The sequence below is a fragment of the Polaribacter sp. Asnod6-C07 genome (assembly GCF_045063625.1).
Taxonomy (GTDB): domain Bacteria; phylum Bacteroidota; class Bacteroidia; order Flavobacteriales; family Flavobacteriaceae; genus Polaribacter; species Polaribacter vadi_A.
On the sequence record NZ_JBEFOF010000005.1, the window covers coordinates 2,710,859 to 2,723,598 of the forward strand.

Annotated in this window: 18 protein-coding genes; 10 read left to right on the forward strand and 8 right to left on the reverse strand. The window is 26.5% G+C overall.

What is annotated here, in order from left to right; translation table 11 throughout:
* Positions 1–99: 99 nt before the first annotated feature.
* Positions 100–663 (reverse strand): YceI family protein, encoded by a 564-nt coding sequence (locus tag ACJJVK_RS11635; protein WP_405566151.1) that lies wholly within the window; start codon positions 661–663, stop codon positions 100–102.
* A gap of 89 nt (positions 664–752) precedes the next feature.
* Positions 753–1,445: a peptidylprolyl isomerase gene (locus ACJJVK_RS11640; protein WP_405566153.1), complete on the reverse strand. Its 693-nt coding sequence runs from the start codon at positions 1,443–1,445 to the stop codon at positions 753–755.
* A gap of 118 nt (positions 1,446–1,563) precedes the next feature.
* Here ACJJVK_RS11640 and idi point away from each other — a divergent pair, with 118 nt between their 5' ends.
* Both idi and ACJJVK_RS11650 read left to right on the forward strand, forming a co-directional pair.
* Positions 1,564–2,082 carry an isopentenyl-diphosphate Delta-isomerase gene (gene idi, locus ACJJVK_RS11645; protein ID WP_405566154.1) on the forward strand — a complete coding sequence of 173 codons (519 nt, stop codon included), beginning with the start codon at positions 1,564–1,566 and terminating at the stop codon, positions 2,080–2,082.
* The gene (locus ACJJVK_RS11650; protein WP_405566155.1) at positions 2,075–2,488 is read left to right on the forward strand and encodes a 6-pyruvoyl trahydropterin synthase family protein; all 414 of its coding nucleotides are present in this window, start codon (positions 2,075–2,077) and stop codon (positions 2,486–2,488) included. The genes idi and ACJJVK_RS11650 overlap by 8 nt, the downstream gene beginning before the upstream one ends.
* A gap of 7 nt (positions 2,489–2,495) precedes the next feature.
* Here ACJJVK_RS11650 and ACJJVK_RS11655 read toward each other — a convergent pair whose 3' ends face one another.
* Both ACJJVK_RS11655 and ACJJVK_RS11660 read right to left on the reverse strand, forming a co-directional pair.
* Positions 2,496–3,461, reverse strand: coding sequence for a hypothetical protein (locus ACJJVK_RS11655; RefSeq protein WP_405566156.1), 966 nt, complete (start codon positions 3,459–3,461; stop codon positions 2,496–2,498).
* Between the two features lie 155 nt (positions 3,462–3,616).
* Positions 3,617–4,531 (reverse strand): hypothetical protein, encoded by a 915-nt coding sequence (locus ACJJVK_RS11660; RefSeq protein WP_405566157.1) that lies wholly within the window; start codon positions 4,529–4,531, stop codon positions 3,617–3,619.
* Positions 4,532–4,806: 275 nt separating this feature from the next.
* Between ACJJVK_RS11660 and kdsB the strand changes: the two genes are divergently transcribed.
* The 5 genes from kdsB (at position 4,807) to ACJJVK_RS11685 (ending at position 7,464) form a co-directional block, all read left to right on the forward strand.
* Positions 4,807–5,544 (forward strand): 3-deoxy-manno-octulosonate cytidylyltransferase, encoded by a 738-nt coding sequence (kdsB, locus tag ACJJVK_RS11665; RefSeq protein WP_215994994.1) that lies wholly within the window; start codon positions 4,807–4,809, stop codon positions 5,542–5,544.
* Entirely contained in the window at positions 5,537–6,229 is a 693-nt protein-coding gene (locus ACJJVK_RS11670; protein ID WP_405566158.1) for an HAD family hydrolase, read from the forward strand. Before kdsB ends, ACJJVK_RS11670 begins: the two co-directional genes overlap by 8 nt.
* Complete coding sequence (locus tag ACJJVK_RS11675; RefSeq protein ID WP_405566159.1) at positions 6,226–6,852, forward strand: CatA-like O-acetyltransferase; 627 nt, start codon at positions 6,226–6,228, stop codon at positions 6,850–6,852. The genes ACJJVK_RS11670 and ACJJVK_RS11675 overlap by 4 nt, the downstream gene beginning before the upstream one ends.
* Positions 6,853–6,877: 25 nt before the next feature.
* Positions 6,878–7,138: a hypothetical protein gene (locus ACJJVK_RS11680; protein WP_215994997.1), complete on the forward strand. Its 261-nt coding sequence runs from the start codon at positions 6,878–6,880 to the stop codon at positions 7,136–7,138.
* 131 nt (positions 7,139–7,269) lie between these two features.
* On the forward strand, positions 7,270–7,464 hold the full coding sequence (locus tag ACJJVK_RS11685) for a hypothetical protein (RefSeq protein ID WP_215994998.1): 195 nt from the start codon (positions 7,270–7,272) through the stop codon (positions 7,462–7,464).
* 33 nt (positions 7,465–7,497) lie between these two features.
* Here the strand turns inward: ACJJVK_RS11685 and ACJJVK_RS11690 are convergent, their stop codons facing one another.
* The 4 genes from ACJJVK_RS11690 to ACJJVK_RS11705 form a co-directional block, all read right to left on the reverse strand.
* The gene (locus ACJJVK_RS11690; protein ID WP_215994999.1) at positions 7,498–7,959 is read right to left on the reverse strand and encodes a sensor of ECF-type sigma factor; all 462 of its coding nucleotides are present in this window, start codon (positions 7,957–7,959) and stop codon (positions 7,498–7,500) included.
* An 11-nt stretch (positions 7,960–7,970) separates the two neighbouring features.
* Positions 7,971–8,510, reverse strand: coding sequence for a hypothetical protein (locus tag ACJJVK_RS11695; protein ID WP_405566160.1), 540 nt, complete (start codon positions 8,508–8,510; stop codon positions 7,971–7,973).
* Positions 8,511–8,541: 31 nt separating this feature from the next.
* Positions 8,542–9,090: an RNA polymerase sigma factor gene (locus ACJJVK_RS11700; protein ID WP_215995001.1), complete on the reverse strand. Its 549-nt coding sequence runs from the start codon at positions 9,088–9,090 to the stop codon at positions 8,542–8,544.
* Between the two features lie 63 nt (positions 9,091–9,153).
* On the reverse strand, positions 9,154–10,602 hold the full coding sequence (locus ACJJVK_RS11705) for a TonB-dependent receptor (RefSeq protein ID WP_215995002.1): 1,449 nt from the start codon (positions 10,600–10,602) through the stop codon (positions 9,154–9,156).
* Positions 10,603–10,678: 76 nt separating this feature from the next.
* On the opposite strand from ACJJVK_RS11705, the gene ACJJVK_RS11710 reads away from it, so the two are divergent.
* The 3 genes from ACJJVK_RS11710 (at position 10,679) to ACJJVK_RS11720 (ending at position 12,738) form a co-directional block, all read left to right on the forward strand.
* Positions 10,679–11,461 (forward strand): MBL fold metallo-hydrolase, encoded by a 783-nt coding sequence (locus ACJJVK_RS11710; protein WP_405566162.1) that lies wholly within the window; start codon positions 10,679–10,681, stop codon positions 11,459–11,461.
* Positions 11,462–11,571: 110 nt separating this feature from the next.
* On the forward strand, positions 11,572–11,925 hold the full coding sequence (locus ACJJVK_RS11715) for a hypothetical protein (protein ID WP_215995004.1): 354 nt from the start codon (positions 11,572–11,574) through the stop codon (positions 11,923–11,925).
* Entirely contained in the window at positions 11,926–12,738 is an 813-nt protein-coding gene (locus tag ACJJVK_RS11720) for a cell envelope biogenesis protein OmpA (RefSeq protein WP_405566163.1), read from the forward strand.
* Positions 12,739–12,740: the final 2 nt, after the last annotated feature.

Genomic DNA, 12,740 nt, shown 5'->3' on the forward strand with positions numbered 1-12,740 from the left:
TGAGGTGCAAAGATAGGTTTTAAAAAAAAAGTGAGCAAAATAGAAGGTTGCCTATTTTACTCATTTTTAATTGATAAATGTACTATATAAAAACTTTTTTTATCTAGTCAATTCGGTTTTACAATGAAATGTGATTATCTCTCCAATCATTGCTTTGTTATATTTAATCCCAAAATCTTCTCTATTTATTTTTCCTTCAATCTTTAATCCAGCTCTAGCATCACTTCCAAAAGGGTCTTTTATAGTTCCATTATGAGTTATGTTTAACGTAATTTCTTTCGTAATACCTCGTAAAGTTAAATTTCCTTTTACTATATATTCTTTAACAGATGTTTTTTGAACAGAAGTACTTTTAAAAGTCATTTTAGGATGCATTTTAGTGTTGAAAAAATCTGCTTGTTGTAAATGATTATCTCTTTTTTCATCATTGGTATCTACACTTTTTAAGTTGATTGTAAAAAGAATATTTACATCTGAAAAATCATCATTTTTAGAAGAAGAGATTTCTCCTTCAAACTCACTAAATTTCCCCTCTACTTCTGATATTACCATATGACCTATTTCAAAACGAATAGATGTATGTGTTTTGTCTATTTTCCACTTATTTTGAGCACCTATTGATAAAATTGAGAATAACGTTAATGCTAAAAATATTTTTTTCATGATATTATAATTTATTAGATGTAAAATTAGATAATTGATGTTCTTTTTTAAGTTTGTAAATGTTAAGATAATTATAATTGGCTAAAATCTTATTCTAAAATTTCGATAGTCATTTGAATATCGTTTATAGGCCACTCATCAACACCTACTTTTACTTTAGATATTTTATCCATGGTATCAAAGCCAGAAATAACTTCACCAAAAACAGTATGTTCATTGTCTAAATGATGAGCGCCATTTCTTTTATGCACCATGTAAAACTCAAATGGGCTAGAAAGTTTATTCGGATTGTTTTCCCATTGTCTAGCTGCAGCTAAAGCACCGTATTTATGTTTTCTGTTTTTTCTAAATTCGGGTTTCATTAAATAATTACCATATTTTCTACGCTGTTTTTGTGTGTACATATTATCTGAATTACCACCTTGAATTACAAAGTTTTTTGCAACTCGATAAATAACAGTTGTATTAAAATATTTAATTTTTGTTAGGAAAATAAAATTGGCTCTATGTACAGGTACATCTTCATAAAGTTTAAGTTTTATATTACCAAATTTTGTTTTAATGATAACTCTTGTTTCAGGGTTTTGTTTACCATATTCTAATAAAAAAGCTTCTGTGTTGCTGCTATTTAAACTATCCCAAGGTTTAATAATTTTTTCTTCTTCTTTTTGCTTAATTGTTTTATCAATTTTGTTTTTTTTAACTTTTGATTCTTTTTTTGAATTACATTGATAAAAAGAAATTAGGCTAATCAGAAACAATATTCGAAATAAAAATTTCACTATAAAATTGGTTTTAATTTATCAAATATAAATCATCGAAATAAAAGAATAGAAAATTCTAATGGTTTTATTAAAATTTTAGCTTCTTATACTATTTTGATATATTATCTTTGTAAATATGGAAGAATTGGTAGTTTTAGTTGATGAGAATGATAAACAATTAGGTTTAATGCCTAAAATGGAAGCTCATGAAAAGGCGATTTTACATAGGGCTTTTTCTGTATTTATTTTTAATGATAAAGGTGAGTTAATGTTACAACAGAGAGCAGCACATAAATATCATTCGCCATTATTATGGACAAATACTTGTTGTTCTCATCAAAGAGATGGAGAAAGTAATGTAGAAGCTGGTAGAAGAAGATTGCAAGAAGAAATGGGGTTTACAGCCGATTTAAAAGAGATTTTTTCTTTTGTTTATAAAGCACCTTTTGATAATGGCTTAACAGAACACGAACTAGATCATGTAATGATTGGTAGTTATAATGACAAGCCAGAAATTAATAAAGATGAAGTGGAGGATTATAAATGGATGCAATTAGATGATGTTAAGGCTGACATTAAAAAGAATCCTGATGTTTATACAGAATGGTTTAAAATAATTTTTAAAGAATCTTATCAAAAATTAACAAATGCCTAAAGTTACTGTTCATAGAAAAGCTCATTTTAATGCAGCTCATAGATTATATTGTAAAGATTGGTCTGACGAAAAAAACTTTGAGATTTTTAGCAAATGTAGTAACCCAAACTTTCATGGGCATAATTACGAATTAATTGTTTCTTTAACAGGTGAAATAGATCCAATAACTGGTTATGTTTACGATTTAGGTGTTTTAAAAGATTTAATAAAATCTGAAATTGAAGATGCTTTTGATCATAAAAATTTAAATATAGAAGTTGTTGAGTTTAAGAATTTAAACCCAACAGCAGAAAATATTTGCGTTGTAACTTATAATAAATTAAGAAAACATCTACCTGAAAATTTAGATTTAAAAATAACTCTTTATGAAACTCCAAGAAATTTTGTGAGTTATTCTGGAGATTAATTTAAGGTTAATTAGAGGCTAAAATATTTTCATTTTTATCAAATTTATCAAAACTTCCATTTATACTATTATAATATTTAATAGATTTAGCTAGCTTATTGTAGTTGTAATAAGTAAAGTTTGTAAAATTAATTTTACTTAATAGACCTTTATTATTTTTTTGCATACTATCTATAAAAATTCTTTCACCTTGTTTAATTGAGTTGAATTTTAACCAACCACCCATAAACATGGTTTCTGATGAATAAATAATAGAAATTTTAGGCATATTTTTTACATCACTTAAATATTCTAACCTTTTACTTGCAGAATTAAATCCGTTTTTTGGGTCTGTAACATAAACATGCACAAGTAATCTATCTACATATCTAGAAATTTTTTCAATTTCGTGTTTGTAATATTTACCAACATAAGCTTCCACAGTAACTTTATGACTATTTTCTTTAGCCAATTCTTTCATCTTAGCTAAAGATTTTAAAAAGAAGTTAAAAGTGGTTTTTCTATTACAAGCTTCTCCGTTTTTTTTGAGATAGTTTTCACAATAATAACCGCCATTTTTATTGGCATCTTTTTTCCAATATTCATATTCTAAGTTGTAAGTGTCAAATCGTTCTATTGGGTTAATCCTAGACATGTTGTATGCATGAATAGCATCAACAAAAAACTCAGCACTTTCTCCAGAGCCACCAACACCTTCTAAACCATAATTAATTTTTGCTTTAAAAATAAATCTGGCTAAAATGCTGTTTTTTCTTTCATCAGCAAGTGGGTATACTTTGTTGATTTTGTGCAAATCATAAAGAATAATTTTGTCGAAACCATTTTGAACAGTGAACTCTAATAAGTCGTTTTCTTTTTGCTCATTTCCAAGAATATGGAAAAACTGATCTACATATAAGATTCTGTGAGATCCGTAACTATTGAATATAACAAATAACGTAATTACTAGAAATTTAGGGAATTTCCATTTCATACTTAAAGGGGATTTAAGGGATTTTATAAAGTACAATAGTACAACTTTTTTTTAAAAGACAAAGATTGTTACTATAATTCTTATAAAAAAGTTGGTTTTAAAAAGTAGTTTTAAAAAATTGATATAGAAATAGTTGAAGAGAATATATTGATAAATTAATTTCTAGTATAAGAATAATAACTGATAGATTTCTCTAAAAATGAATAGGTATGATAGCTAAAACCATCTAAATTTATGTTTTTAGATTGGTCTGTATTGTTTACATCCATTAAATTAAAAAAGTCCTTTTCACTACTTTCTAAACTATTAGATTTAAACCAAAATCCCATATGATTCATACGTGTAGAATATAAAATTGAGGTTTTAACTTTACTATTAATTTTAGACAAGTGAGCTAAGCTTTTTTTAGCTGAAACAAAAGAATTTCTTGGGTTTTTACCTGAGGTTTGTATAATTAATCGATCGCAATATTTTACAATATTACTCAGTTCCTTTTGAGAATAATAGTTTAAATAAGCTTCAATTTTAATGTTATGTATGTTGTTTTTAGAGAGGTTTTTTAGTTCTTTTAAATTATCAATAAAAAAATTATAAGAGCCAGTTCTGTTACAAGGTATGGAGTTGTCGTTCAAATAATTTACACAATAATAACCATTTTCGCCAGAAGCATTTTTAGACCAATATTCATACTCAAGATTATAAATGTCAAACTTTTCTTCAGCTTTATTTCTAGAATTGTTATAGGGGTCTATTGTGTTCGTAAAAAATGAAGCACATTCACCAGAAGCACCAATGCTATTTATACTAAACTCAGTTTTTGCTTTGACTATAAATTCTGCTAGAATATTATTTTTTCTTGGGTCAGAAAGTGTCCATTTTTTATCAACTTTATTTAATTGATATAAAATAAGTGTTTTAAAATTATTCTTTTTTGCAAATAATAATAATCTGTTTTCTTTGCCTGGACTACCAATAATATTTACAAAATCATCAACATATAAAGTTCTTTGTTTACTAAAAATACTAGAGCTAATTAGTAAACAAAAAATGAAAACAGTTATTTTTTTCAATTTAGAATTTAGTTAAAAATTATAATATAAAATTAAGTAAACTTTGTAAAGTATCAATCATACTTTTTATTTTTTTTATAAAAAACGGATGCCTTATATTGTAATTAACAGAATTTAAGTTGTTAAAATAACAGGAAATTTATCCATAAATAATCTTATTAATAAAAAAAATGATATTTTAAAGTTTATTATTTCTGGTTATTTCAGATTAATTCTTTTAGTCTTAAATTTGTACGGATAAATACAAGGTTAATAAAACTTGTAAACATAATTTTATGAAAGTAATTGCAATGATTCCTGCACGTTACAGTGCATCTCGTTTTCCAGGTAAATTAATGAAAGATTTAGCAGGTAAACCAGTAATTTTAAGAACGTATGAAGCTGCATTAAATACTAATTTATTTGATGAGGTTTATGTTGTTACAGATTCTGATGTTATTTTTAAAACGATAGAAAATGCAGAAGGAAAAGTAATAATGAGTAAAAAAGAACATGAATGTGGTTCTGATAGAATTGCTGAAGCTGTTGCAGATATTGATGTAGATATTGTAATAAATGTACAAGGAGATGAACCGTTTATTGATGCTGTTTCTTTAACAAAATTAATTCAAGTTTTTAAAGATGATGTAAACAAAAAGGTAGATTTAGCATCGTTAAAAGTTGAAATTAAAGATAAATTAGAGGTTGAAAACCCTAATAATGTTAAGGTGATTACTGACGTTAATAATATGGCAATTTACTTTTCTAGAAGTGTAATTCCTTATCATAGAGATACTACTATTAATGTGAAATATTACAAACATAAAGGGGTTTATGCGTTTAGAAAACAAGCTTTAATTGATTTTTATAATACACCAATTACACCTTTAGAAGCTGCAGAAAAAATTGAAGCAATTCGTTATCAAGAAATTGGTAAAAAAATAAAAATGGTAGAAACTTCTATTGAATCTGTTGGAATTGATACACCTGAAGATTTAGAAAAAGCAATTAAAATTTTGGATAACAATGAGTAAAAATATTAAAGTAATTGCCTTTGATGCAGATGACACTTTATGGGTTAATGAAACTTATTTTAGAGATGCAGAACATCAATTTGCAAAACTATTATCGAAATATGAAACCGAGAATAAAATAGATCAAGAACTCTTTAAAAAAGAAATAGATAACCTTTATTTATATGGTTATGGAATTAAAGGTTTTGTACTCTCTATGGTAGAATCTGCTTTAGAATTGTCTAATTATCAAGTTTCTCAAAAAACAATTGAAAGCATTTTAAACATTGGTAAAGAAATGCTAGAAAAACCAATTGAACTATTAGATGGGGTAGAAGAGGTACTAAAAAGTTTACAAGGTAAATACAAATTAATTGTTGCTACTAAAGGAGATTTATTAGACCAAGAACGTAAGTTAGAAAAATCGAATTTACTTAAATATTTTCATCATATAGAAGTAATGAGCGATAAGAAAGAAAAAGACTATATAAAATTAATTAAACACTTAGACATTAAACCTTCAGAATTATTAATGATAGGTAATTCTTTAAAATCGGATGTTTTACCACTAATTAGCATTGGTGCATCTGCAGTTCATATTCCATTTCACACAACTTGGGTTCATGAAGAAGTAAATGATAATGAAAAATCTGATGTTACTTATAAAACCTTATCAAGCATTAAAGAAATAGTGAACTTTTTATGAAGTATTTAGATATTGAAAATTGGAATAGGAAATTACATTTTAATCATTTTAAAAGTTTACAAAACCCTTTTTATGGTGTAACTGTTAATGTTGATGTAACTCTGGCTTATCAAAAATCAAAAGAAGAAAAAATCTCTTTTTTTGTATATTATTTACATGCTTGTTTAAAAGCATTAAATACTATAGATAATTTTAAATATAGAATTAAAGATGATAAAGTTGCAATTATAGATGTAATTCATGCTTCTGCAACAATTGCCAGAAAAGATCATACTTTTGGGTTTTCTTTTATTCATTTTGCTGATGAAATTGCTGTTTTTAATCAGAATTTTTTAAAAGAAAAAGAACGGATTTTAAATTCAGAAGATTTGTTTCCACTAATAAATTCTGATGAATGTATTTATTGTTCTGCATTACCATGGTTTTCTTTTACTAGCCAAATAGAGCCAAATGCAGGTTTAAAAGACGATAGTATACCTAGGTTAGCTTTTGGAAAAACTTTTAAAGTTGGCAATACACTAAAAATGCCAGTTGCTATTACAGTAAACCATGCTTTGGTAGATGGTTATCATCTTGGTTTATTTTTTAAAGAATATCAAAGCCAATTAGATAAAAACAACTAAATTTGCACTTTTAAAACAATAAGTAATGGCAAGTATAAAAAACTTAAAAAAAGATATCAATTACGTATTAGGTGACGTTATAGAATACACTTTAGATGTGTCTATTTTAAAAAACGAATCTAAAAAAGGTGATGAAATTATTGATGAAGCAATTGAGACTTTTGATAATTTAATTGCAAAAGTAAATGCTAAAGGTGTAGAAAACAAAAAAGCACATTATAAAGCAATTAATCAAGAATTAGAAACAGAAGCTAAAAACTTAGTAGAAAAAGTAAATAGCTTATAGTTTTTTAACAAATTCTAAACAAAAAATTAAGACCAACATCTAAAAAAGATGTTGGTTTTTTTTGTAAATTTGGTTAGTATACTAAAACGTTTTAGTTTACGTTATTAAAACATATAAATCTTTAGAAAAATATGGCAAGAGCAATGTTTGAGTACACGAAAACTGTACTAAAAAAAGTAAGTTTTAATTCAGATTTGTTTTGTAAAGAGTTAGAAAAAGCACTTGGTAGATTGTTACCTTATGAAGTAGATGAGTTAACAATATGGTTAAAGCAATTTACAGCAAACAAACCAGAATTATACTCCTGTTTAAACTTAATAAATTAAAAAAAAATGGAAGCTTAGAAGCTTCCATTTTTTTTAATCTTTTTTGTCATGATCTCTATGCTTGTATTTTCGCATTAATTTTCTGCCAAATTCCATTTCTGCAATTTGTAGTTTTAATATTTTTGAATAAGAAATAATACCTTCAATTTGTTTCGTGAATTTTTCTTGAGATAAGTAAAGTTTTTTGTCTGTAAGTAATTTTAAAGAAACAAGTTTTTTAGCTTCATCTTCGTTTAAACTGGCTAAATCTTCAAATTCTTTTTCCGCTTTTTTAACATTAGCTTTATAATTGTTTCTTATTGCATATTGGTCAGTTATATATGTATTATAAATTGGCCAAAACTTTTCTGCTTCAGAAGTCGTTAAATTCATCTGCTCTGTTAAATAAGCAACTTTTAATGCTTTAATCTTTTTTCTACCTTCTTTACTCATTTGAGCGTTTATGGATAGAGAGAAGCTTAAGGCAATACAGATAAAGGTTATTAATTTTTTCATTATCTAATTTTTTAATTTAATTCGTTTAATAAAGAAGTGTTATCTATAGAATTAATATAGTCTTCTATAGTTTCATCTTCAATTAGTGCAAAAGAAAACTCATTAATTTCTAATATATCTTCTGGTAAAATTTCTACAATATCATCAGTATCTATTGTGCTTGCGTCTAACCAATATTCAAAATCATCATCAGATAAAGTATCTATTGTGTTAGAATTACTAGTGTTAAATACAAAAGAATTTAAACCAATAAATAGAGCAATAGAAGCAGCAGCTGCAAAAGGCAATATTTTTAAAACTCTTTCTTTAAAAGAAATTACTTTAGTTTCTTTTTCTTCGGATGTAACTTTGGCAAAAATATCATCCTCTAAATTATTAAAATAAGCATCTGGTACTTTAAAAGAAGTTTCTTTTGTAAAACTTTCTTCAGAAATTTTTATAGTAATATCATCTTCTAAATTATTTAAATAATTAGAAGGTGTAGAAAAACCAGCTTTATTGCCAATTTGTTTTCTTAAAAAAGCTACACTATGTTTAATTTCGTTTTCCATTGTTATTTAGACCTTTAAAGTTTAAAAAGGTTTAATTTGTTTCTGTTTTTATATATTTTTCTATTTTTTTAACGGCATGAAAATATGATGCTTTTAGGGCTCCAACAGAAGTTTCTAAAATTTCAGAAATTTCATCATATTTTAACTCATCAAAATATTTCATGTTAAAAACCAATTGTTGTTTTTGTGGTAAGGTTGCAATTGCTTTTTGTAGAATTATCTGAATTTCATCACCAGAAAAATATAAGTCACTTTCTAAAGTGCTTGCTAATTGTTGATGATAGTCAGAAATATCTACGTTTCTTTCCTTAACTCTCTTATTAATAAATGTAATAGATTCGTTTGTGGCAATTCTATACATCCAAGAATATAGTTTACTTTGCTTGTTAAATTTTTCGATATTTTTAAAAATCTTTACAAAAGTGTTTTGTAAAACATCATCTGCATCATCATGTACAATTACAATTTTACGTATATGCCAATACAAGCGTTCTTTGTATTGTGTAATTAATACTCTAAAAGCTTTATCTCTTGTTTTAGTGTCTTGGAGTTGTTGTACTAGTGTAATTTCGTCTATCAAAAAACAACATTTTTTATTAGACTAAAATAGGTTAAAAAGGTTTAATTAAAAAGGTAATAAATATTAACTTTTACTTCTAGATCTAGAATAACCAAATAATCTTTTTTGTTTTATAATTTCAGAGACCCCTTCTGGTAACATTTCTTCCCAACCTTTTTCTCCATCCATAATTTTTCTTAATACAGTTCTAGAAAAGATGTCTAAAACTTCTTTATTAAAATCTTTAATGTCTAAGATTTTTCCGTTGTTTTTAAAGAATTTGTATAATTCTTTCATTCTAGGGTGTACTTTTAAGTTTTCACTATTCATATATTCTCCAGTTTCTGGGTCATGATATGGATACATGTACACTTTTAAATCTCTATGGAATAATTTACCAAAAGCTTCTAAGATTCCACCACTTAAATCTCTATAGTATTTTTCGTCAAAAATTTGTACCAGATTAAAAACACCCATGGCAAGCGCCATTCTTTCTTTGGTAAACTCACTAAAATATTCAACTAATTTAAAATATTGTTGAAAGCTGGTAATCATAACATTTTGTCCTAAAGAACATAGTAATTCTGCTCTATCTAAAAAGTCTCTTTCATTAATTTTACCTTCTGCAGATAAGTTACTTAATGTAATTTCGAATATAACTTGAACCTTGCTTTCATTTACTTTGTTTTCTTTTAAAAACATTTTTTTAGACTGTTCAAACATATCCATATTAACTTTAGTTACTGGTCTAAAACTACCTCTTAAAGCTAAAATGTTTTTTTTGTAAAGTACTTGAGCTGGTAATAAATTATTACCATCAGGCCCAAACATAACAGCATTTGTCATTCCATTTTTAAGCAATTGTAAGCTCATTAAACGATTGTCTACATACATAAAACGAGGGCCAGAGAAATTAATCATGTCAATTTCTAGTTGATGATTTCCTAAATTATGATAAAAAGATTTTACCAACTCTTTTGGATTATCATTTAAGTAAAAAGCACCATAAATAAGGTTTACACCCAAAATACCTAAAGTTTCTTGTTGCAAACGCGCATCTGTTTCTTTAAAGCGTAAGTGTAAAACAATTTCGTTATAATCTTCTAAAGGATCTAATTGAAAACGGATTCCTACCCAACCATGACCTTTAAATTTTCTAGCAAAATCTATAGTAGTTACAGTATTAGCATAACTAAAGAATAATTTATCAGGATGTTTTTGTCTACTTAAACGATCTTCCATTAAATCGATTTCGTGACCTAACATTTTTTTTAATCTAGGCTGAGTAACATAACGTCTGTCTTCTTCAATACCATAAATAGCATCAGAAAAATCTTTATCATAAGCACTCATAGCCTTTGCTATAGTACCAGATGCAGCTCCAGATCTAAAGAAATTACGAGCAGTTTCTTGGCCTGCACCAATTTCTGCAAAGGTTCCATAAATATCAGAGTTTAAGTTTATTCTTAGTGCTTTACTTTTAGTAGTTGGTACACTACTAATCTCTTTATCTCCTCTCAAAGAAATTGCCATATTAGATTTTTTAAGTACTTAACAAATGTAGTAAATAAGAATGCTATCAGTCAATTTTTATGTTATTTTTGTTATAATGAATTTTAGTAAAAAAGTATTAGATATAACCTTTCTAGGTACAGGAACTTCGCAAGGCATACCAATGATTGCAAGTAATGACCCAGTATGCCTATCAACAGACCTTAAAGACAAACGATTACGTTCTTCCCTGTTAATTTCTTGGAATGATTTAACTTACGTTATTGATTGTGGACCAGATTTTAGACAACAAATGTTGCGAGAAAATGTTCAATTAATTAATGGAGTTTTTTTTACACACGAACATGCAGATCATGTAGGTGGTTTAGATGATTTAAGGCCTTATTGTTATAAAATAGGAGATATGCCTATTTATTTAAACAAAACTACATTAACGAGTTTAGAGAAACGTTTTGACTATATTTTTAGTAAAGAAAACAGATATCCAGGAGCACCAAGTGTAACTCCATTTTTAGTAGATAGCAATAGTTTTTTGGTTGATGGATTAGAAGTTACTCCAATAAATGTAAAGCATGGTAAATTACCAATTACAGCTTTTAGGTTTCAAGATTTTGCTTATTTAACAGATGTAAAAACTATTGATGAAACTGAAAAACAAAAATTAAAAAACTTAGATGTTTTAGTCGTTAATGCTTTAAGGATTCAAGAACACCCAACTCATTTTAACTTAAAAGAAGCTTTAGATTTTGTTGATGAAATACAACCTAAAAAAACTTATTTTACTCATATAAGTCATAAACTAGGTTTTCATAAGGAGATTTCTAAGAAATTGCCTGAAAATGTATTTTTAGCTTTTGATGGTTTAAAAATAACAGTATAGGTTTTTATAATTTGTTTTTTAGTGTATATTTGTCTACAAGGCTATTGTTTTCAGAACTTTAGTCATCAACATTAAAAAGATTTAATAGTTATAAAAAACTAAATAATAGCATGGCTAAAACTCCCGAACAAAATAATGAAACAGCACCTAATCAACAAGTTGATACTAGGATTGCAGCAGTAAGAGACTTAATTTTTGGAGAGAATATTCAAAGATATGATTCAGAATTTGCAGACGTTTATGAAAAAATTGAAGCATTAAAAAAACAAAGTAACAATAGCTTAGCTGATGCTGTAACTAACTTAGAAAATAAATTATCTGATTTAGAAAGTTTAGTAGATCATAAATTTCAAGATTTAAATGATGATTTAGATAAGAAGTTAGCAGATTTAGATGATGAAAAAACAGATAGAAGAAAATTAGGAAAAGCTTTAGAGAAGATTGCACAGATGTTGCAAGAATAGATGAGAAAAACGACTGTAAATCATAATACTGACAACCGTTTTGAATTACTAAAAGAACTTTTATTAACAGATGATAGAAAAGAATTTGAAGCTTTAAGTGCCAAATTTTTAGAAAAAACTGAAGTTAAAAAAGAAGTAGCCCCAGTAATAGACCAAAAAATAGATGATTTTAAAGATAATTTTTCAGATCATTTTGGTGGCCATATTACAGAAGCTATAAAAGTACAAATTAGAGATTCTCAAGACGAAGTTGTAGAAGCACTTTACCCAATTATAGGTAAATTGATTAAGAAGTTTATTGTCGCAGAAATAGCTAAACTTACAGATACTATTAACGAAACTATTAATGATAAGTTTTCGATTACTCAAATTATAAAACGTTTATTTAAAGGTAAAAGAACAGATGCAGATGATGTGTTACAAGAAGTTTTTGAACCTATAATAGAAGAGATTTTTGTTATAGAAAAAGATTCTGGTTTATTAAGAGGTAGTTTTTCTAGAGGTAGTATTGCAGATAAAGATATGGTTTCTGGTATGTTAACTGCCATAAAATCTTTTGCTGAAGATGCTTTTTCTAAAGAAGGACAAGATTTAGAAGATATAAAATTCGAAACTTTTCAATTATCTATTCAAAATTTTAAATCTATCTATATTGCAACTGCAGCTTCTGGTATTATAAATAGTGAATTTAAAGAAGAACTTTTAGACGATATTAATATACTAGCAGAAAAAGTTTTAATGGATAGAAGTTTTTTAGCAGAAGAAGAAAGATTAAATGTTTTAATAATGGATATTTTTATAAATAAAGATTAAGT